Below are 21,390 nucleotides of genomic sequence, written 5' to 3' on the forward strand. Positions count from 1 at the left end.
GTAAGTAGATGGGGAAAATTCGCAAACTCGATGACCAACTCTCTAACTTAATTGCGGCAGGGGAAGTAGTAGAGCGCCCTGCTTCAGTCGTAAAAGAACTTGTGGAAAATTCTATCGATGCGAATAGTACATCTATTGAAATCCACTTAGAAGAAGCTGGGTTATCGAAAATTCGTATCATTGATAACGGTGATGGTATTGCAGAAGAAGACTGTATCGTCGCTTTTGAACGCCATGCGACGAGTAAAATTAAAGATGAAAACGATCTGTTTCGCATAAGAACACTCGGTTTCCGCGGTGAGGCATTGCCGAGTATTGCCTCTGTTAGTGAATTAGAATTAATTACTAGCACAGGTGATGCGCCTGGTACACACCTCATAATTAAAGGTGGAGACATTATAAAGCAAGAGAAGACTGCGAGCCGAAAAGGAACAGATATTACAGTACAAAACTTATTCTTTAATACACCAGCGCGTCTTAAATATATGAAAACCATTCATACGGAGCTCGGGAATATTACAGATATCGTGTATCGTATTGCAATGTCACATCCAGAAGTATCGTTAAAACTGTTTCATAATGAAAAGAAATTGCTTCATACATCAGGTAACGGTGATGTAAGACAAGTACTTGCATCGATTTACAGTATTCAAGTTGCGAAGAAGCTTGTTCCAATTGAAGCTGAATCTTTAGACTTTACAATTAAAGGTTATGTAACATTACCAGAAGTAACGAGAGCATCTCGTAATTATATGTCAACGATCGTAAATGGTCGTTACGTTCGAAACTTTGTACTAATGAAAGCAATTCAGCAAGGATACCATACATTACTGCCAGTCGGCCGGTATCCAATTGGCTTCTTATCGATTGAAATGGATCCAATGCTAGTTGACGTTAACGTACATCCAGCGAAGTTAGAGGTTCGTTTTAGTAAAGAACAAGAATTGCTAAAGCTGATCGAAGAAACATTGCAAGCTGCATTTAAAAAAATACAGCTCATTCCAGATGCAGGCGTAACAACGAAGAAAAAAGAAAAAGACGAAAGTGTGCAAGAACAGTTCCAGTTTGAGCATGCGAAGCCGAAAGAACCATCTATTCCGGACATTGTTTTACCAACTGGCATGGATGCAAAACAAGAAGAACCGCAGGCTGTGAAACAGCCACCACAACTGTGGCAACCGCCGAAACAAGAATGGCAACCACCACAGTCGCTCATAAGAGAAGAACAAAGTTGGCAACCATCCACTAAACCGATAATCGAAGAACCAATTCAAGAAGAGAAATCGTGGGACAGTAATGAAGAGGATTTTGAACTAGAGGAATTAGAAGAAGAAGTTCGGGAAATAAAAGAGATTGAAATGAACGGGAATGACTTACCACCACTTTATCCAATTGGACAAATGCATGGAACATATATTTTCGCTCAAAATGATAAAGGCTTATATATGATTGACCAGCATGCCGCGCAGGAACGTATTAATTATGAATACTTCCGTGATAAAGTAGGAAGGGTAGCGCAAGAAGTACAAGAGTTACTTGTACCGTACCGTATTGATCTATCTCTTACTGAATTTTTACGTGTCGAAGAACAGTTAGAAGAACTAAAAAAAGTCGGGCTATTTTTAGAACAATTCGGCCATCAATCTTTTATCGTCCGCTCGCATCCAACATGGTTCCCGAAAGGACAAGAAACAGAAATTATCGATGAAATGATGGAGCAAGTTGTTAAACTAAAAAAAGTGGATATTAAAAAGTTACGTGAAGAAGCAGCCATCATGATGAGCTGTAAAGCATCCATTAAAGCGAATCAATATTTAACGAACGATCAAATATTTGCCTTACTGGAAGAATTACGTACAACAACAAACCCATACACATGCCCACACGGAAGACCGATTCTTGTGCATCATTCTACTTATGAGTTGGAGAAGATGTTTAAGAGGGTTATGTAGAGTGAATAAATTATATTTCAAAAGGGAGCAACATTTACTGTTGCTCCCTTTTCATATGTAGATTTAATAGTTAAACGAGAATAAGGTGGAGTAATTTTGCAGTTTATTTCTTGGTTGCGTTAGCTTAAATTTATCTATGTATAAAAAAGCGCTGTATACAGCACTTTTTAAAATGTGCATGAATTGTATCATTACTAACTAAATAACTATGCATGGCCAAATGTTGCTTCTTATTTGGCTAATTGTTATAAAGGTCTATACAATTACTTATTTTTATTATTATTAATTTTTTCAGTGTATAGAACTTGCTCTTTATAGTGCTTCTTAATTGGGAAGTTATGTGTACCTGTGCCGTTCTTGAATTTTTTATCAATGGGGTTCTTTAGAGGAACTGTTGTAGTTTCAGTAAATTCATATGGGTAATTTATTTTAGATTTATCTTCAAACATGAAAATGCCTCCTTTTAGGATCTCCTAAATTCTTTACTATAACATGATATGCATATAGATATTTTTTGGACTAGTTATTTATATAGGTTAATGGAATTTAATTACATAACCACTGAAACATTTTAAAGGAAAACAATTTGAGAAAGAAATGGTATGAATAGCTGTCGGCTCCTATTGTTGTTTTTTTGTTTGACAGCACAGTGAATTATGTATATAAATTCAATATAGATTGTTTTTATAATATGGTTTATATGGGGTTTTCCTGATAATATAATGTGGAATATTATAGTGTTATTAGGTTATTAGGAACATTTAATGCTGTTTCATAACTGAAAGGGAATTGAAAAAAAACTGAAACTTTTCTCATAAAAATTCAATCTAACTTGAAAAATGAAAGGAAAATGAAATTTTCCAAAAGATATTCTTTGTTAAGATAAAAAGCATACATACAAAAAGTATTGACATATCTTAAAAATGTATTTTCAAGATATAGTGGGGGAAAAGATGAGATTAGAAAAACAATTAATAAAAAAGATGTATTATGAAACATTCCTAATGGAGAATGAAACAAAACCAACTCTTGACGTACTTGGACAAGCTTATGTAAACGAAGAAAAAAATGAGATTTCTGATGGGTCTTATATTCGTTTTGCACAAGGTGAATTTTATTATCGTCATCAAGATTTTGAAGCAGCTATTTTTAAATGGGAGAAGGTTAGTAATGAATTAGCACCATGGGCACAAAAAAATATTGCGGATGCTTATTTCGAACTGAATCAGTTATCATTTGCTGAAAATATTTATACTTCTATTACTACTGATAATAAAATATTGATGACCGAAATTAGACTACAATTACTTTCTCTTTACATTGAGCAAAATAATTTTGACTCAGCTTTCGGTGTTATTAAAGAAGCAGTTTCTTTAAATCCTGATTATCCGAATGTCACAAAAATTGCCCGTTCCTTTTATGAGGAACAGCAAGATTTTGATAGTGCAGTAGAGCTTGCTGTGAATGAGTTAATTCGCATAGAATCGTATCCTTGGTTTGAGGTGTTAAAAGGATATATCGATAAAGGGTTTACTAAACATATTTCACCAGACTATTTTTATGATGCATTAGCTACATTAAATAATGTAGATCAAGTACAATTTACGCAAATGGTTTCATCACTCTGGAACAGTTATAAAAATGAAAAAAATTACTTATTGTGGCTTAACACAATAAATGAATTTTTCTTACATATTGAAATACATTCGTCCGATATATGGAACAAAGTTTCTGCTCTTTACGAAGAAACGTACTTTGCATTAATTCAAGGTCAATATACGCTTAGACAATTAAACGATATCATTCCAAATCTGTTAGCAAATTGGTTAAAGGTAGTCAATCCATCTTATGCTGTATTTCCATCTGCAGCTGTATTGGCATGGGATGAGATTTTCCCTTCCAAAATAGATTCAGCAAATATAGAACATGCGGAAAACTTACTGTCACATTCTATTAATCATGTAAATGGCTTAGAGTACAGCTTACACCTTTTTGAATCTATTACACAGTGGGCACAAAAGCAGAATATAGAAATAGGTCACCGATTTAAATGGTTAGTTGACGAGCTCGCAGATTTAAGAACAAATCGTATTTTAGTAACGGGAACTTCAGGGAGCGGAAAAACTACATTTATTAACTCTATATTAGGAGAAAATATATTAGAAAAATCAATTTCAAATGTAGTAGTTTTAAAAAATGATGCTCATATAGAAATAAACGCTATAACAGACTCAGCAATTACAACAACGGAAGATGTCTCTGATTACCATAATATGATGTCTCAGCACTATCAAACATATAGAGATAGAGCGTGTGTTGAATTTAAATTACCATGTAGATTTTTAAATGAAAATAAACTTACATTTGTAGTGACACCTGGCTTTAATAGGAATAACGACACTAGAGATGAGATATTCGAATATTTAAATTCTGTAGACGAATTACTGTTCGTATTGAATGCGGATTCACCTTTTACTGATAAAGAACGTGACATTCTATTAAGTATTCAAGAGCATACGCCAAATTTACAAATTCATTTCTTATTAAATAAAATCGATAACATTTACAGTGAAGCAGAAGTGAAAAGGGTATTACATGATACGGCAACGAGAATAAACACATATTTCCCGTATGCGAGAATTGTCCCTTATTCCTCGTTATATACAAGTAGTCAACAATTAAATGATTTAACTGAGTTTATTCATTTTAACTTTAATCATAAAAATATCGATGCAGAACGTACTGAAAAGTTATTATTTTTCATTCGAAAAACAATTACATATCTTTTGGATAAACGTGTTGAGAAAGAAAATAATCTGGTGGATGCTATTAATTGGAATGAAGATATGCTAGTGAAACTAAACGGTAGCATTAATAACCTTACTACATTTGAGAGGGAAAAAATTCATTTCATTACACAATCATATCGTTCAATGAAGACTGAAATTACAAATGATCTTACTGAAAATATTCCGAAGATATTAAAGAGCTGTTCTAATTTAATTAGTGAAGAAAGTGATTTCGGGCACATGGATACGGAACTAAATAAAGCAATGAATGAAAGAGTGCATAAATATTTAGAACAAACTGTTTTACCTAATCTGGCTCTTTCTATGCAAAATTGGATTGCAACTTCTAATAATGAGCTTCTTCAAAGTCAAACATATTTAGAAGAACTTAGTGAAGGGCTTAATTCACTATTTGGAGAAAATAGAATACAGTTAGAATGTGACTTTAAAGTACTTGATGACTGGCGCAGAGATACTGACAGGATGACGACTAGAATACAAATGGATGAAGTAAATATTTTACGTCGATTTACGCCAGCACAATTTTTACTGAAAAGTGCTGGTAAATTATTTGGAGTTCTTCCTAAAAATAAATCTATGCTATATAACAAATACAAACAGTATGTAGAAAATGAAGATTATACTGAAGTAACGGCTTCTATTATGAAGAAATTTTTCTTGCAATTTGAGCTGTTTGAAAACACACAAGAGCGAGATATTAATATATTCTTTAGGAATCCATTTAACTCCTTAAAGCAAGCTGTAGAAAACACGCATTTAGAAATACAAGAAAAACAAGAGATATTACATAAGATGAAATCAAATCCTGAAATCTATCACGATTCTATCATGCTCTTTGAATTGAGATTGCGTCAATGTGAAGTGATTTTAAATATAGGTGATGATAATACTTTTGCGGATGTAGTTTTAGAAACAAGCGTAGAATAAAAAACCTGATGTGTTATAAGAAAGTAAAAAGGAGCAACTGTAATAAGTTGCTCCTTTTTCATATAGATTATTTTTCTGTTTCTTTAATTTTAGTTTGTACTTCGCCAGTTTTAATTTTATTACTTTCTGAGAAACGTAATAAATCGCCTTCAATAATTTTGTCAGACATTCGTAATTCATTTTGTGCACGTTTAATGAGGGCTTGAGCTTCTTTTTTTGGTAAATCTACAATTTCACCTGTTATACGGTCGTAGAAAGTGTTGTTTTTGTATGCATACTTATCTGTAACGAAGCTACCATCACGTAAAACAACAAAGCCAGTATATTCATCTGAAAACATATCATGGCCAAAACGGATATCATTCGTAGAATCAACACCTAATAAATTTAGAATAGTAGGTTTCATATCGATTTGTCCCGTAGGCTTTGAAATAGTTTGACCTTCTGTTTGTCCAGGAATATGAATATATAAAGGTGTACGTTGTAAATTTAAAGTATCAAATTCTGTTATTTGATCTTTTTCTAAAAACTGTGCCATTGCACGATTATGTTTTTCGGAAATGCCATAATGATCACCGTATAACACAATAATAGAATTATCGTAAAGCCCCTCGGCCTTTAGACGGTCAATAAATTTTTTAATGGATTCGTCTAAGTAACGTGCTGTTACGATGTAACGATCAAATACGCCATTACCAGAGTTGTATGGTTCAATGAATTTTGTATCTTCATCATACGTAAATGGATAATGGTTTGTTAAAGTAAGGAAACGAGCATAGAATGGTTGATTAACAGTTTTTAATATATCTACTGATTGATCAAAGTATTCGATATCTTTTAATCCCCAATTTAAATTTGTTTCTGGCGTGATTTTGTAATCAAGTTCATTATAGTAACGGTCATAACCAAGAGCGGAGTACATAATATTACGATTCCAAAATGTTGCGTTATTCGCATGAAATACAGAAGTGAAATAACCTTGCTGACGTAAAATTTCTGGAGTTGCAGTATAATCATTGTTACCGTGTGTAAAGAATACAGCTCCTCGATTTAATGGATACAACGACGTATCGATTAGAAATTCAGAATCAGATGTTTTCCCTTGACCAGTTTGATGGAAAAAGTTATCAAAGTAATAACTTTCATTTATGAATTCATTTAGGAATGGTGTAACTTCTTGCCCGTTCACTGATGCGCCTATTAAGAAGGTCTGCAAGGATTCAAGAGTGACGACAATTACGTTTTTTCCTTTCGCTGCACCAAACATATTAGGGTTTGGCTCGCTTTGATTTGCTTTTACGTAGTTTTCAGTTTCTTGTAATTTACTACTATCAGCAAGTGCTTTTTGTGACCCAGCTTTTACTTGCAGTGTTAAGTCATATACTTGGTGAGTATATAAGCCTAAATTTTTGACAAGCATGACTCGGTCGAATGATCTTGTTAATAATTCAGGGCGCTCTTTTTCTGCAAGATGTAGATTCGCAAAGAATACACCAATCGTTAAAAGAAAGTATAACAAGCGCGTAGAATGAGTTACACGTTCTGTTTTAAAGACCAATGATTTCTTTTTTAATAAAATAAAGAAGAAAACAATGTCTACGAATGCGAGTATAATTTTGTAGTTTAATATTTCTATAATACTGCCGCCTAATTGGCCAAAGTTTGAGGTTTGTCCAAGTACTGGTAATGTAACGAAATCATTATAAAAATCATAGAACATTACATTTCCAACAAGCACGATTGTTAATAAGAAATTAATACAGAGCGCTATATAATTTCGCTTTTCACCAGTTGCAAATAATGCTAATCCAACAAATGCTAATGATGCGGCTAGAGGGCTAATAAACAAAATGAGCTCTTGCATCGAAGACTCGATTTTTAAATCAAAACTGAATCGCGTAATAAGATATGTTTTTAACCATACTGCTAAACCCATTATTATAACAAAACTTATATTTTGTATTTGTAAATTTATTTTGTTCTTCATTTTTACACCTTCTTTATATAATTTATTTAACTAAAGTTATATATTATGTTTTTATAACTATTAGAGTGTGATGAACCATTTAGATTTTGTTTTCTAAAGGGAATAATTTGAAGTATTCATATATATAATGGGGTTTTTTAAAGCGTAGTAGCATAAATATAACTCTTTTTGAGAAACGGGCAGAACAAGTCATAGTTGTAGTGAAATTGACTTATAGACATCCTACCATATTAAACACTATGATGATGTTACAAAATATCGAACAAATAAAAGTGAAAATGGATAGAGACTTTTAAAACGGTTGACATTCAATTTATTAGAATTGAATGTCAACCGTTTTAAATATACAGTTATATTACATATGTATTTTGTAAAATCAAAATCTTTTGTCTGTTAATCATTAGCCGTGAAGGGTAGGAGACTTATTAATATACTTTTACTATATAAGTAAAGTATTTTGAAATTGAAAATATTTGATTGACATCTTAATGATAAAAATTAAATGTCAGATAAGTACTTTCCAACATACAGACCACTTGCAGCTGCTTGAGATAATGAATGCGTAACGCCTGAACAATCTCCAATTAAAAATAGCCCATGTACACTAGTTTCAAAATGATTATTAATTTTTATCGTAGGAGCATAGAACTTTCCATCAATTCCATATAGTAAAGTATGTTGATCGATAGGCTCTTGTATAAATTGTTCTAAACCTAATAAAAATTCTTTTAGCCCTTCAATATATAATTGAGGAATTTCTTGATTCAAATCTCCATAATCTCCCTGTAGTGTAGGTTGTATACGATTATGTTCCATGCTGTTTTCCACCGTAGGTTGTTTCTTTAGTAAGTCCTCTAAGCGCTGTATAACAATCCGATCTCGTCCTTGGTTAATGCCTTGAATAATTGAACTTGCGTATACATTTGCTTCTTTGAGAGTTGGAAAATAGCGAGGAATAAATAAAGTGAAATTTAAGTTAGAAGTGCCAGTTCCTTGCTCTCGAAAATTTTGACCGTCAGGCATAACTAAACCTTCTTCGTACTTTCGAATGATGAGTCCTTTTGGATTCATACAGTAAGTAGTTGCTATGAAATGCTCACCTTGATAAGAAAGTTTTGTTTCAAAAGTATCTTTTAATATAGAGCGTAATTGATGTTCTTTCATTTCTACTCTAATTCCTAAATCTACACGTGTTTGCTCCTGAGAAATATTTAGGGAACTGCACATTTCTTTTAACCAATCGGCTCCAGAGCGCCCAGTTGCTAATACTAGTTGCTTAGTTTGAACTGTTCCTTGATTTGTCTCTATTGTAAAATGATCTTCCTGTTTCAGAATATGTTGTACATCTATATGAAATTGGATCTTTATTTTCGTCAGTAAAAATTCATAGAGCTGCTGAAAAATGTTACTGGAAAGTGTAGTACCAAGATGTCTTACTTCTGTTGTTAGCATTTGTAAACCACACGCTTCAGCTCTCTTAGTGAGACTTGAATTTTCAGTAGAATATTTTGAAACCGAACTTCCACCAAACTGACATAGAATTTCATCTACTTCAGCCATGAGTTGTATAAAACCCTCTTTACCGACTTTTTTCTCAAGTTCTCCGCCAAATCCGTTTGTATAATTAAATTTCCCTTCAGATTTGCCTAAACCACCAAACCCGAAATATTTATCACATGTAGTACAATTACACACTTTTCCTTCGTCTAAAGGACAATGGCGATCTTCTAGCGCTTTACCTTTATCAAGAATTAAAACTTTTTTGTTACTTTTAGCTAGTGAATAAGCCATAAAAATGCTACTTACTCCAGCGCCGATAATCGTAACATCATACATATTCTTCCACCTGCTAACGAATAGTTTGTTTTTTATTTTTCTAGTGTATAACAATTTTATGAAGTTAAGAAATAGCTTTTATTAATAAAGTGGGAGTTTTTGAACTTGATGCTTTATTAATTTCTACGAGTGGTGGAGTAAATACAAAAATTTTTATTTGAAAGAAAAAATAGTTTGAAAAATAACTATGTCATATGATTAATAACATCTTACATAGAAAAAAACAGACCTTTTAAGTGAAGAGGTCTGTTAATGATTTTAAATCTTATTTAGCAAACACATGGTTACCAATTACTGCTACTGTTTGACGTGTCGTAATCCACTTGTCTGTTGATGTTTTTGGATTGTAGAAATAAAGCCAGTCAGAATGTACTCCATTTGTGGAGATAGCCTCTTCTACAGCCATTTTTGCTTCTGCGCTTGCAGGCTGATTAATTCTTCCATCTGTAACAGGAGTAAATGCATATCCGTATTTAATAGGTTCATAAATAACGCCTGTTATTGTATTTGGAAAACCTTTTGCATTTACACGATTTAGTATAACTTTCGCTACTGCTACTTTTCCTTTATACGATTCGCCACCTGCTTCAGCAGTAACTAAGCGTGCCATTAAGTTTTTTTCTTTTTGTGAAATGGTTGAGTTGATTTTTAAATGTTGTCCTGTATAAAGCTTGTTTCCGACTGTATTGTTCATTTGTTTTATAGATTGGACAGTGACATTGTAACGCCTTGCTATCGTTTCTAATGAATCTCCCGGTTGTACTTGATAAATAATTTGTCCAGAAATGTTCGCTGGCTTGGCGTTTTGAGGGACAGTGATTTCATTTGATTTCACGGACCCTGGAATATGTAACTGTTCGCCAATAAAGGTTTGATCGTTTCCTTTATTATTAGCCTGTTTAATGGATTGTATTGAAACTCCGTATTGTTTACTAATGCCCCAAAGTGTATCGTTCTTTTTTACTGTATGAATGGTAGAAGCTTCAGCTGTGCTTTGACTACATACGAATGTAATTGCAGCTGCAGATAAAGGGATTATATGTTTTAGTTTTAGTAATTTCATTGTAAATCCTCCTAAGAAAAAATTAAGGTGAAACTATTAAGTAATGTAGTTTGGAATGTGTATATGCGTAATATATTAATGTAAGTATATTAGCACATATAAAATAAATAATCACTATAAGTTTCATATTCGTGTAGTGTAGAGTCCGAATATGAAATATTGCATATGAAAATACATTGAAGTTCATATTTCTGATTACTATAATCTATTTAGTAGAAAGGGAATACGTTATAGAAATAAAATCATTATAGATTAATATAATAATTAATTATTAATAGGAGGATTAATGGAATGAAAATATTTCAAAAAATGTGTGCGTCAACTGTAATCATTACAGCACTTTTAGGAACAGGAGGTACTATCAATAGTGTACATGCTGATTCTATAGAACAGCAGATTAAATCAGGGATAGAACAAGAAACAGATAAGCAAATCATTGTAAAATTTAAAGCGGATTTGGATTTGCCATATGAAGATGGTATTGAAAAACAAATACAATCTCAAACGAATGATAAAGTAATAAAAGATCTTTTGACAGAATATCCAGATGTAACATTTACTCGTTTATTCACATCTGTAAGCCCGGAACAAATACAAAACCTTGAAGTGAAAGCACCTAATCATGTATCTACAAGTTTATTAAACTACTATATTCTTCAAAATCAAAATAGTGGGTATGAAGAAGAAATAGTAGATAAGTTAAAGGCATCTTCTTTAATAGAAGATGCATATATGAAGAGAAAAGAGAAAATAATGCCACCTGAAGTGCAATCATCAAGTGTAGCTCTTAATCCTAGTAACAATCCTAGATTTAAAAAGCAAGGTTATCTTGAAGCGGCCCCATACGGTATTAATGCGCCTTTCGCCTGGGAAATTCAAGGCGGTAATGGAAATGGTATCACTTTTGTTGATATGGAATACGGATGGCTATTAAATCATGAGGATTTATTACATCAAAATATTGAATTAATGTCTGGAAGAAATATAGATCAGCATGTCGGTCATGGGACGTCTGTACTAGGAATTGTATCCTCTGAGGACAATGAAGTCGGGAATATTGGGATTGCGCCAAAAGCGAAAGCAAAGGTTATCTCTCAAATAAGAGATAACGGACAGTATAATACGGCTGATGCAATATTAAGCGCTGTAAATCAGTTAGAAGCTGGGGATGTTTTATTGTTAGAGGCGCAAGCATCTTTCGATGGATATGGTGATAAATATTTACCTGTTGAAGTACAACCAGATATCTTTGATGCAATTCGTGCTGGTACAGATAAAGGGATTGTAATTATAGAGGCTGGAGCAAATGGGTGGAATGATTTAGACCAGTTCAAAGATAGAAAAGGTAAGCAAGTCTTAAATCGTAATAGTAAAGATTTTAAAGATTCGGGTGCAATTATGGTAGGCGCTGGCTCTTCATCTTTCCCTCATGAACGTATGTGGTTTTCGAATTATGGAAGCCGTATTGATGTGTACGGATGGGGAGAAAATGTAGATACAACTACAGCTGAACAAAGTAGAAGTGCTGTAAATCTTTATACTTCAAGCTTTAGCGGAACATCTAGTGCTTCGCCAATTATTGCTGGGGCAGCGACTTTAGTACAAAGCATTGCTAAAGAAAATTTAGGACAACCATATAGACCTAGTGAACTAAGAGCAATATTAAGCAACCAGAGCACAGGAACAAAATCTAAAGATCCATATGCAGATAAAATTGGTGTTTTACCAGATTTGAAGTCTATACTAGTAAACTTAGGCTATGAACAAAGAAAACCAAACGGTGGGAATGAATTACAAGTAACAGAAAATGAACCAAATAATGAGCCTAGACAGGCAAATAAAGTTAACTTTCATACACCGGTGAAAGGAATGCTACATAATAGTGATAGAGTAGATGTATTTACTTTCCAAATTGACTCGCCGGAAAATATTAATATTTCTCTACTAAATGAACAAAATATCGGAATGACATGGGTACTTCATCATGAATCAGATTTAAATAACTATGTAGCATATGGTGAAAATGAAGGCAATGTAGTTAAAGGAACTTATAATGCAAAGCCAGGTAAATATTATTTATACGTCTATAAATATGAGAATACAGATGGTTCATACGTATTGAACATAAAATAAGTAAAAGGAACTTCAGATGAAGTTCCTTTAAATTTTTCTAATTTAGTATATGTGAATGATTTTTTAACTTTACTTCTATGCAATATTTCATATTGATGAAATGTTATTTATTTTTTCTGAACTAGCTTATATTATATTCAATAAGTTTGATATAAAAACAGAAAAAGAGAGGGATAATAATGAGCAATAAGAAGTTAATTTTGAAATTATTCATATGTAGTACGATATTTATCACATTTGTATTTGCTTTACATGATAAGCAAGTAGTTGCAGCTAGCTCTGTTAATGAGCTTGAAAATTGGTCGAAATGGATGCAACCTATACCTGATAATATCCCGTTAGCACGAATTTCAATTCCAGGAACACACGATAGTGGGACGTTCAAGTTGCAAAATCCGATTAAGCAAGTATGGGGAATGACGCAAGAATATGATTTTCGCTATCAAATGGACCATGGAGCTCGCATTTTTGATATAAGAGGACGTTTAACAGATGATAATACAATAGTTCTTCATCATGGGCCATTATATCTTTATGTAACACTGCATGAATTCATAAACGAAGCGAAACAATTTTTAAGAGATAACCCGAGTGAAACGATTATTATGTCTTTAAAAAAAGAGTATGAGGATATGAAAGGGGCAGAAGATTCATTTAGTAGTACGTTTGAAAAAAATTATTTTGTTGATCCTATCTTTTTAAAAACAGAAGGAAATATAAAACTTGGAGATGCTCGTGGGAAAATTGTACTACTAAAAAGATATAGTGGTAGTAATGAATCTGGAGGATATAATAATTTTTATTGGCCAGATAATGAGACGTTTACCACAACTGTAAATCAAAATGTAAATGTAACAGTACAAGATAAATATAAAGTGAGTTATGATGAGAAAGTAAAATCTATTAAAGATACAATGAATGAAACGATGAACAATAGCGAGGATTTAAATCATCTATATATAAATTTTACAAGCTTGTCTTCTGGTGGTACAGCATGGAATAGTCCATATTACTATGCCTCTTATATAAATCCTGAAATTGCAAACCATATAAAACAAAAGAATCCTGCGAGAGTAGGCTGGGTAATTCAAGACTACATAAATGAAAAGTGGTCACCATTATTGTATCAAGAAGTTATAAGAGCGAATAAGTCATTAATAAAAGAATAAAGATGGTGAGAGTGAGAAGCGATAAAATATATCGCTTCTTATTTCTTTTCCAATAACCAACAATATAAATTGTACTTTTATAATAGAAAAAAATAAAAACATAAGATATAATCATACATATAAAATTTGTACCTATAAATTTTATATGTATGATTGAATTTGATTTGTTGTAATGAAATGGAGGTATATACTATGAAGTTTCCACATGATTTTTTATTCGGAGCTGCTTCAGCTTCTTATCAAGTAGAAGGTGCATGGAATGAAGATGGAAAAGGTGTTACGAATTGGGACGAGTTTTCAAAAATTCCTGGCAAAACATACAATGGAACAAATGGTGATATAGCTGTTGATCATTATCATCGATATAAGGAAGATGTTCGCTTAATGGCTGAGATGGGATTAGAATCGTATCGTTTTTCTATTTCTTGGGCGAGAATATTGCCGACTGGAGATGGAAAGGTAAATGAAAAAGGGATTGAATTTTATAACAACTTAATTGATGAATGTTTAAAATACGGGATTGTGCCGTTTGTCACTTTATATCATTGGGATTTACCATTACCGTTAGAAAAAGATGGTGGATGGACGAATAAAAGAACAGCAGAGGCTTTCGTAAAATATGCAGAAACTTGTTTTAAGGCATTTGGTGACAGAGTTAAGCATTGGATTACTTTTAATGAGACCGTAATGTTTTGTGGATTAGGTTATTTAAAAGGTGCACATCCACCAGGAATACAAAATGATGTTCCAAAGTATTTTCAAGCGACTCATTATGTATTTTATGCACACGCGAAAACAGTTGCGGTGTACAAGCAGCTGAAACAATATGGGGAGATTGGGATTACACATGTTTTCTTACCAGCTTATAGTGTGGATGATCAAAAAGAAAATATACAAGCAGCAAATCATGCGAATGAATATGAAACGTATTGGTATTATGATCCAATTTTAAAAGGCGAGTATCCGTCTTATGTTGTACAACAATTAAAGGAAAAAGGATGGACTCCTAATTGGACGGTTGAAGAATTAGAAATCATTAAACAAAATGCAGAAGAAAATGATTTTATTGGCTTGAATTATTATCAACCAATACGAGTAGAAAGATACGATATGGATATAAAGAGTGAGGAACATTCTCGAGAAAACTCAACGCTTGCTCCAGGTAACCCTTCTTTTGATGGTTTTTATCGAACAGTTAAAATGGATGATAAAACATATACAAAATGGGGATGGGAAATATCTCCCGAAGGTTTCTTAGAGGGATTGCATATGTTGAAAGCGCGTTACGGTGACATAAAGATGTATGTAACGGAAAATGGACTTGGTGATGAAGATCCAATCATTGACGGAGAAATTGTAGATGTTCCGAGAATTAAATTTATTGAAGCGCATTTAAAAGTAATGAAGCGTGCAATTGAAGAGGGAATTAACTTAAAAGGTTATTATGCATGGTCAGTGATTGATCTTTTAAGTTGGTTAAATGGATATAAAAAGCAATATGGCTTTATTTTTGTCGATCATAATGATAACTTAAAACGTAAGAAGAAACTTTCGTTTCATTGGTATAAACGTGTGGTCGAAACGAGAGGGGAAGAGTTATAACAGATAAAAGCGTATTTTAGGAGAAAGTGTATGAGTGCAAAGTATAAACAAATTGCAGATGTGTTAGAGCAAAACATTCGAGATGGGCTTTTTAATGAAACGAAAAAACTACCTACAGAAGAAGCGTTGATGAATCGATTTGAAGTAAGCCGTAATACGATACGTAAAGTAATTAGTCAGCTTGTGAATAGAGGTTATATTTTTCAAGTGCAAGGTAGTGGCATGTTTTTACGCGAAACTTCTGTAACAGATTACATTAATTTAGGAAGTTTACGTGGATTAACGAAAAATCTTGTTTCACAAAATATTGAAACGAAAGTGTTAGAGCTGGAAGTAATAGATGCGGACGAAGAGATAGCAAAGCGGATGCAATGCGAAGCTGGAACTAGGTTGTATTTTTTGAAGCGCTTAAGAATTGTAGATGCTAAACCATTCTCTATTGAAGTAAGTTATTTCAAAAAGGATATTATTCCATATTTGAACGAAGAAATAGCATTAAGCTCTGTATACAGTTATTTCATTGAAGATTTACGATTAAATATTGGTTTTGCTAATAAAGTTATTAGTTGTGAAAAAGTAAATAAAGAAAATGCACAGCTTTTAGAATTAAATGAAGGTGATCCGGCGCTTCTTATTGAAAATACAGTGTATCTTGTAAATGGAACAATTTTTGAGTTATCTCAGTCGATGTTTCATTATGAAAAGGCGAAACTTTTAAATCGAATTAATTTTAAATGAAAAATTATCGTGTGAAAAAAGCAACTGGTCCTAAGTGATCAGTTGCTTTTTATTTTTTAAGTGGATGAGCAAAAAAACATGAAAGTGGTTGGTCCGCTTTTTGTAAACATCTATTATGATAAGAGAAGAAAGGTAGTATGTTATCGACGTTTTAAAGAGGAAGGTTTTTATGTAAGTTCTTTAATTAAAATAGATGGGTCTTAGAGAGGTGAAAAGACAATGAGTTTTGCAATTTCACTAGTCGTTATTATTGTAATTGTATCGCTATTTGGGACTGTACTAGTTGCAAGAAACGTGGAGGAGAATTACGGTAAGTCTACAAAAAGAAATGTGAAAAACTTATCTGCAATCTATATTCTTCTTCTTTTTGTTCTACTGGCCGGGGTAACATGGTACGCGGTAATGATTTAATAGTTTGTAAAAGAATTGAAATGAGAGTATGAAGTTGGAATTTCAGAAGCTATTGAGTAATCAGAAAGAGAACCATTTTGGATATATCCATTTACGGATAAGAAAATGTGACTAATTAATACTATTTTTACGGTGAATACTGTTAGTAAAAAATGAGGATAGTTCGTTTTGAAAGGAGGAAACTAGATGGAATGGAAACCAAATCGTGCAGATAAGACACCTGTATATAAACAAATTGCGGATTATATTGAAAGAGGCATTTCTTCAGGTGAATTTCCTTCTGATAGTAAGTTACCTTCTGAGCGTATGTTAGCAAAGAAATTACAGGTGAACCGGAGTACAATAGTAGCTGCGTATGAAGAATTAAAATCACTTGGAGTAGTAGAACGACAAAAGGGAAGCGGAACACGGGTCAATACAGATATATGGGGTGTCTCACATAAACGAATACCGAACTGGGGTAGGTACGTGGAGGATGGATCGTTCTTACCTAACGTACCACTCGTTCAACAAATTCGAACGGAAACACAAAAAGATGATTTAATTAATTTAGCAAGTGGTGAACTGTCACCAGAATTAATTCCAAGTGATAGATTTCGAACAATTTTGTCGGAGAAAACATTTATGGAAAACCTCGGCTATGACCATCCACTTGGAAATGAGATGTTGAGAAAAACAATTGCAGCACATGTTCAGCAATATAAACAAATTGAAGCAGATTCAAGCTCTATTCTTATTACGTCAGGAGCACAACAGGCGCTTAATCTTATCGTTCAATGTTTATTAAAACCTGGCGATGCGATTGCGATTGAAGATCCGTCATATTGTTTTTCGCTTCCAATGTTTAAATCGGCCGGTTTAAACATATTTCATTTACCTGTTGATGAGCATGGAATGAATCCAGATGACTTAATAGATTTGCACAAAAAGCATCGCATTCGTATGGTATTTTTGAATCCAGATTATCAAAATCCAACAGGTACTGTGCTTTCATTAGCGAGACGTAAAAAAATTTTAGAACTGTCTTCTGAGTTCGGTATACCAATTGTAGAAGATGATCCGTATAGTTTAATTTCTTTTAATGGAGAAGTGAACCCGACATTAAAATCAATGGACCAAAATGGAAATGTTCTTTATATAAGTTCATTATCAAAAATTGTTGCATCAGGATTACGTATTGGATGGATAATTGGTCCTACACGTGTAATTGAGCGTTTAGCAGATGCAAAGCAACAAGTTGATTTTGGCCATAGTGTATTTACGCAGTGGGTAGCAAATCAATTTTTAGAATCAAAGGATTTTCATACACATATTACGATACTTCGTGGACAATTGAAGCAAAGAAGAGATGAATTAATTGCAGAGCTTGAAGGAACATTGGGAGACCGAGTTGAATGTTTCGTGCCAGAGGGTGGAATACATGTATGGTGTAAAGTGAAAGGAAAGTTTGATGAATATCACTTATTAGGTGAATCTATACGGAATGGTGTCGCATTTGTTCCGGGCAGTGTTTTAGGTTCGAAAAATGAATATATACGATTTACGTTTGGTAGAGCGAATATAGAACAAATTCAACTTGGAATTAAACGGTTTGCCGACACGCTACATGAGATTTCATAATATGGATGTGTGATAGTGAAATGAGGGAAAGAAATGAAGTACGTGACGCTTTTACTTCAAGTAGGCGTGCTATATGTATTTAGCCTAGTGGGTACGTGGATTCAAGGAGTATTCCATCTATCAATGCCAGGAAGTTTAATAGGGATGTTAATGCTGTTCCTGCTCCTTTCCACTCGCATTTTACCGTTAAAATGGTTTGAGTTAGGTGCGGAAAAGTTAATCGTATTTTTACCGTTATTTTTAATCCCTTCGACAACAGGGCTGATGGAATACGGGTCTTTTCTTTTCAGTAAGGGGAGTATTATATTCCTTTTAGTAGTTGCAAGTACTGTAGTAACTTTGATTGTTTCAGGGTATATAAGTCAATTATTAATAACAACAAAAAAATAAAATCGACAAGGTGCACGATTCAAATGGTCTTAATTATTATTACTGTAGCAATTTATTTCTTGGCGACAAAGCTATATGAAAAATTTACGTTTGCATTTACGTTACCGGTGTTAACAGTTACGGCAATTATGATTTGTTTATTTTTCATTTTTGGTATTTCTCATCATGAGTATAGGGAAAATGGAGGAGACATTCTTTCAAGCTTATTGAGCCCTGCAATTGTAGCATTAGCCATACCTCTATTTAAAGAGCGAAAGATACTTATGAAAAATTTTTTATCGATACTTATTGGAGTAGTGATAGGTATAGTGGCTGTAACGAGTATGAATGTAGTGATTGGCGGAATTTTAAATATAGATAAGGAACTTATATTAACTACTTTACCACAGTTAGCAACGATGCCTATTGCCCTATCATTAGCGGATCAAATTGGTGGTATTCCATCTATGACTTCTAGTTTTGTAGTTGTTGCAGGAATAACAGGTGCTATGATCGGACCAACAGTACTTAAGTTTTTCCGTATAACAAGTACGATTGGAAAAGGAGTTGGAATGGGCTGTGCATCACATATTATCGGTGTGAGTCGTTTAGTGAAAGAAGGCGAGAAAGAAGCGACTATCGGTTCGGTAACGATGATTGTAACTGGAATACTTATTAGTATACTAATACCGTATGGAACGAAATTTATTTTTTAAATGTAATGGAGATGATAACAATGACAACATGGTTTATAGTTACATTATTTGTTTTTGGAGCTATTAAAGTATTAGTTTCTAGCATGCCCACTTCTGTTGTAGAATCAATTATTAGTAGATTTGAATTGCATCAAAAGCTTGAGGCGGAAAATACTTCTATATCGATAGATGGAAAAAATATAGAGGGAGAAATGAAACTACAAGTTATTCATGAATTTAATGAGGCGTTGTTTTTAGATAAACATTATTTCCCGCCGCACGGAGAAGGGACACCAATAGTCATTGATACGAAGAAAGGGAGTAAAGAGATTAAATTTTCGCTATATAGCTATGAGGAACATGTTGATGTCATTAAGCAATATAAGAAGAAAGTCGTTGCCTATCGTTTACGCTCTAAAAGCCTTCAAACATTGACACCATTAGTAATAACGGAAGAGTATGCGTAAGAAGAGACCTATAATGGTCTCTTTATTTTTTTATCCAATTATATACGTTCCAAATAAAAGAATGAAAAATTATATAACCAAATAAAGAATATGTATGGTTCCAATTCGCACTATGTACAAATAAACCTAAACTTTCAGCAATCTGTTCAAAAAGGCTAGCACAAATACCGATTGAAATAATAAATGAAATTCTAGAAACTTTAGATAATTTTTTTGAAATGTGTATAAAGATAACTGTTAAAATCGGCAGTACGAACAATGTAAAAGCTATATTAACCGAAAATGTGGATGAGAAGGGCCTAGCCGGAAAGGAATATATTTGTTTATGAACAAAAAAGGCATCTAAGCAAGTTGCAATAATAGAAGAGAGAAAGATTGTAACTACTAATGCTAGAAACTCATTCTTCTTCTCGGAGGAGGACATTTTTCTTTGCGAGAATGGCGATTTCAATTTTTTCGAGTGTTTTGCAGTAGTCTTCTGTAATTTGTCCATTTATATTTTCCTCCTTATCAACTAAGTAATTTACAACTTGCCAATCGGTAAACCAATCTTCACTGTCAACTTCTTCATGCTTCATATCTCGCCATGCATAGATGAGTGCAGGGCTGTATATACGATAAGCGCCATTTCGTAACTGGCATTTCTTAATTCGGCGCTTATAAAACTCACGGGAAAAAGATTCATTTACACTTGAAAATAAATGGGGCCAGTAATCTTTCCTAGATCCTGTATGTGGATGGTGTTGAGCCCAGCTTATTATTTGAGATAAAACATGTGTATCTCGAAATAATAATGAGTACAATCTTTTTCCGATTAATATCCGTTCATGTAAGGAAGTGAAATGTTTCATTGTATCACCAAATAGTAATACTTTTTGTTTCTTATCATTTTCGTAGAATGGGAAAAGAATATGATTAAACTGAAAGAAATCAAAGAGTTTAAATCCAATACTATTTAGTACAGTCTTTTTAAATTGTACATTTTGAATCACTCTTTTTTCTAAGTAGTTTTGTTCATTAATAATAGTTGCAATCGCTAAAGTTTTTTTGTTACCTGTTTTCCAAAAATGGTTCCACATCGTTTCCATAAATGTAGAAACATTTAGGTGAGAAAGAAGGTGAAATAACTTTTGTGATCTCTTTACACTTTGTTCGTAAAGTAAAAATTGAGGGTATACATCTTGGAAAATAAGCCAATTCCCTCTTTCTAAAAAAGAAAAAAATATGAATTGATCTTTCTCTGATAAAATTCTCGTATATAAATCCCCCTTTAAATCAGTCATATTCCAACCGCCGTTACGTGATACCATATGTCCAAGCAGTGCCCAATGTATTTCTGGATATTGAATGTAAAATTGGTAGTATGCGCGTGTTCTTGTAACATTATTTTTATTTAGCTGTTCTGTTTGTATTTTTATTTTGTTGATGATGAGTTGTTCTTCTTTCGTTAATTTATACATGGTGTCAGAAGGAATAAGCTTGCTTTTTTGTTTTAATTCATTTTTTACGTCGAATAGGGAGAGAGGCAGTGCTTTGGAAGGTCCGTTATATGTATGATTTGAATTGCTTCGGTCCATTCCGTTACCTCCCTTTTTCATAAATTTAAACATG

General features: G+C 33.1%; 17 protein-coding genes. 11 read left to right on the forward strand and 6 right to left on the reverse strand.

The features are described from left to right. Positions 1 to 8 precede the first annotated feature (8 nt). Positions 9 to 1,952, forward strand: a complete 1,944-nt coding sequence (gene mutL / locus HMAS_RS05700; protein ID WP_000516455.1) for a DNA mismatch repair endonuclease MutL — start codon at positions 9 to 11, stop codon at positions 1,950 to 1,952. A gap of 263 nt (positions 1,953 to 2,215) precedes the next feature. On the opposite strand, the gene HMAS_RS05705 is transcribed toward mutL, so the two are convergent. Beyond that, the gene (locus tag HMAS_RS05705) at positions 2,216 to 2,401 is read right to left on the reverse strand and encodes a hypothetical protein (protein WP_000461138.1); all 186 of its coding nucleotides are present in this window, start codon (positions 2,399 to 2,401) and stop codon (positions 2,216 to 2,218) included. Positions 2,402 to 2,905: 504 nt separating this feature from the next. On the opposite strand from HMAS_RS05705, the gene HMAS_RS05710 reads away from it, so the two are divergent. Further along, complete coding sequence (locus HMAS_RS05710) at positions 2,906 to 5,689, forward strand: dynamin family protein (protein ID WP_001235312.1); 2,784 nt, start codon at positions 2,906 to 2,908, stop codon at positions 5,687 to 5,689. Positions 5,690 to 5,756: 67 nt separating this feature from the next. On the opposite strand, the gene HMAS_RS05715 is transcribed toward HMAS_RS05710, so the two are convergent. The 3 genes from HMAS_RS05715 to HMAS_RS05730 form a co-directional block, all read right to left on the reverse strand. Next, the gene (locus HMAS_RS05715) at positions 5,757 to 7,676 is read right to left on the reverse strand and encodes an LTA synthase family protein (protein WP_025709025.1); all 1,920 of its coding nucleotides are present in this window, start codon (positions 7,674 to 7,676) and stop codon (positions 5,757 to 5,759) included. A 498-nt stretch (positions 7,677 to 8,174) separates the two neighbouring features. After that, positions 8,175 to 9,512, reverse strand: coding sequence for an NAD(P)/FAD-dependent oxidoreductase (locus tag HMAS_RS05725; RefSeq protein ID WP_025709024.1), 1,338 nt, complete (start codon positions 9,510 to 9,512; stop codon positions 8,175 to 8,177). Positions 9,513 to 9,777: 265 nt separating this feature from the next. Continuing rightward, a complete protein-coding gene (locus tag HMAS_RS05730) occupies positions 9,778 to 10,575 on the reverse strand; it encodes a cell wall hydrolase (RefSeq protein WP_016123271.1) in 798 nt (265 codons plus the stop codon). Positions 10,576 to 10,866: 291 nt separating this feature from the next. On the opposite strand from HMAS_RS05730, the gene HMAS_RS05735 reads away from it, so the two are divergent. The 9 genes from HMAS_RS05735 (at position 10,867) to HMAS_RS05775 (ending at position 19,779) form a co-directional block, all read left to right on the forward strand. Next, complete coding sequence (locus HMAS_RS05735; RefSeq protein ID WP_025709022.1) at positions 10,867 to 12,708, forward strand: S8 family peptidase; 1,842 nt, start codon at positions 10,867 to 10,869, stop codon at positions 12,706 to 12,708. 179 nt (positions 12,709 to 12,887) lie between these two features. Continuing rightward, positions 12,888 to 13,877 (forward strand): phosphatidylinositol diacylglycerol-lyase, encoded by a 990-nt coding sequence (plcA, locus tag HMAS_RS05740; RefSeq protein ID WP_000066288.1) that lies wholly within the window; start codon positions 12,888 to 12,890, stop codon positions 13,875 to 13,877. Positions 13,878 to 14,069: 192 nt separating this feature from the next. Beyond that, the gene (locus HMAS_RS05745) at positions 14,070 to 15,479 is read left to right on the forward strand and encodes a glycoside hydrolase family 1 protein (RefSeq protein ID WP_025709019.1); all 1,410 of its coding nucleotides are present in this window, start codon (positions 14,070 to 14,072) and stop codon (positions 15,477 to 15,479) included. Positions 15,480 to 15,509: 30 nt separating this feature from the next. Next, positions 15,510 to 16,217 (forward strand): GntR family transcriptional regulator, encoded by a 708-nt coding sequence (locus HMAS_RS05750; protein WP_116344715.1) that lies wholly within the window; start codon positions 15,510 to 15,512, stop codon positions 16,215 to 16,217. Positions 16,218 to 16,436: 219 nt separating this feature from the next. After that, entirely contained in the window at positions 16,437 to 16,628 is a 192-nt protein-coding gene (locus HMAS_RS05755) for a hypothetical protein (protein ID WP_000006458.1), read from the forward strand. A gap of 186 nt (positions 16,629 to 16,814) precedes the next feature. Continuing rightward, positions 16,815 to 18,248, forward strand: coding sequence for a PLP-dependent aminotransferase family protein (locus HMAS_RS05760; RefSeq protein WP_016123267.1), 1,434 nt, complete (start codon positions 16,815 to 16,817; stop codon positions 18,246 to 18,248). 33 nt (positions 18,249 to 18,281) lie between these two features. Beyond that, on the forward strand, positions 18,282 to 18,638 hold the full coding sequence (locus tag HMAS_RS05765) for a CidA/LrgA family holin-like protein (RefSeq protein ID WP_000878492.1): 357 nt from the start codon (positions 18,282 to 18,284) through the stop codon (positions 18,636 to 18,638). A gap of 23 nt (positions 18,639 to 18,661) precedes the next feature. After that, positions 18,662 to 19,333, forward strand: a complete 672-nt coding sequence (locus HMAS_RS05770) for an LrgB family protein (RefSeq protein WP_025709015.1) — start codon at positions 18,662 to 18,664, stop codon at positions 19,331 to 19,333. A gap of 20 nt (positions 19,334 to 19,353) precedes the next feature. Next, positions 19,354 to 19,779, forward strand: a complete 426-nt coding sequence (locus HMAS_RS05775) for a YfmQ family protein (protein WP_025709013.1) — start codon at positions 19,354 to 19,356, stop codon at positions 19,777 to 19,779. A gap of 22 nt (positions 19,780 to 19,801) precedes the next feature. On the opposite strand, the gene HMAS_RS05780 is transcribed toward HMAS_RS05775, so the two are convergent. Both HMAS_RS05780 and HMAS_RS05785 read right to left on the reverse strand, forming a co-directional pair. Continuing rightward, positions 19,802 to 20,203, reverse strand: a complete 402-nt coding sequence (locus HMAS_RS05780) for a CBO0543 family protein (RefSeq protein WP_033667178.1) — start codon at positions 20,201 to 20,203, stop codon at positions 19,802 to 19,804. Further along, the gene (locus tag HMAS_RS05785; protein WP_025709012.1) at positions 20,178 to 21,356 is read right to left on the reverse strand and encodes a DUF2515 domain-containing protein; all 1,179 of its coding nucleotides are present in this window, start codon (positions 21,354 to 21,356) and stop codon (positions 20,178 to 20,180) included. The genes HMAS_RS05780 and HMAS_RS05785 overlap by 26 nt, the downstream gene beginning before the upstream one ends. Positions 21,357 to 21,390: the final 34 nt, after the last annotated feature.

The organism is Bacillus sp. HMA207 (genome assembly GCF_003402455.1).
GTDB classification, from domain to species: domain Bacteria; phylum Bacillota; class Bacilli; order Bacillales; family Bacillaceae_G; genus Bacillus_A; species Bacillus_A cereus.

What these genes read in the sequence shown, in the direction of transcription:
- HMAS_RS05770 (WP_025709015.1), top strand. Translation starts at nt 18,662, where the DNA reads ATGGTCTTAATTATTATTACTGTAGCAATTTATTTCTTGGCGACAAAG.
- HMAS_RS05735 (WP_025709022.1), top strand. Translation starts at nt 10,867, where the DNA reads ATGAAAATATTTCAAAAAATGTGTGCGTCAACTGTAATCATTACAGCA.
- mutL (WP_000516455.1), top strand. Translation starts at nt 9, where the DNA reads ATGGGGAAAATTCGCAAACTCGATGACCAACTCTCTAACTTAATTGCG.
- HMAS_RS05715 (WP_025709025.1), bottom strand. Translation starts at nt 7,676, where the DNA reads ATGAAGAACAAAATAAATTTACAAATACAAAATATAAGTTTTGTTATA.
- HMAS_RS05780 (WP_033667178.1), bottom strand. Translation starts at nt 20,203, where the DNA reads ATGTCCTCCTCCGAGAAGAAGAATGAGTTTCTAGCATTAGTAGTTACA.
- HMAS_RS05760 (WP_016123267.1), top strand. Translation starts at nt 16,815, where the DNA reads ATGGAATGGAAACCAAATCGTGCAGATAAGACACCTGTATATAAACAA.
- HMAS_RS05755 (WP_000006458.1), top strand. Translation starts at nt 16,437, where the DNA reads ATGAGTTTTGCAATTTCACTAGTCGTTATTATTGTAATTGTATCGCTA.
- plcA (WP_000066288.1), top strand. Translation starts at nt 12,888, where the DNA reads ATGAGCAATAAGAAGTTAATTTTGAAATTATTCATATGTAGTACGATA.
- HMAS_RS05710 (WP_001235312.1), top strand. Translation starts at nt 2,906, where the DNA reads ATGAGATTAGAAAAACAATTAATAAAAAAGATGTATTATGAAACATTC.
- HMAS_RS05745 (WP_025709019.1), top strand. Translation starts at nt 14,070, where the DNA reads ATGAAGTTTCCACATGATTTTTTATTCGGAGCTGCTTCAGCTTCTTAT.
- HMAS_RS05765 (WP_000878492.1), top strand. Translation starts at nt 18,282, where the DNA reads ATGAAGTACGTGACGCTTTTACTTCAAGTAGGCGTGCTATATGTATTT.
- HMAS_RS05725 (WP_025709024.1), bottom strand. Translation starts at nt 9,512, where the DNA reads ATGTATGATGTTACGATTATCGGCGCTGGAGTAAGTAGCATTTTTATG.
- HMAS_RS05775 (WP_025709013.1), top strand. Translation starts at nt 19,354, where the DNA reads ATGACAACATGGTTTATAGTTACATTATTTGTTTTTGGAGCTATTAAA.
- HMAS_RS05785 (WP_025709012.1), bottom strand. Translation starts at nt 21,356, where the DNA reads ATGGACCGAAGCAATTCAAATCATACATATAACGGACCTTCCAAAGCA.
- HMAS_RS05730 (WP_016123271.1), bottom strand. Translation starts at nt 10,575, where the DNA reads ATGAAATTACTAAAACTAAAACATATAATCCCTTTATCTGCAGCTGCA.
- HMAS_RS05705 (WP_000461138.1), bottom strand. Translation starts at nt 2,401, where the DNA reads ATGTTTGAAGATAAATCTAAAATAAATTACCCATATGAATTTACTGAA.
- HMAS_RS05750 (WP_116344715.1), top strand. Translation starts at nt 15,510, where the DNA reads ATGAGTGCAAAGTATAAACAAATTGCAGATGTGTTAGAGCAAAACATT.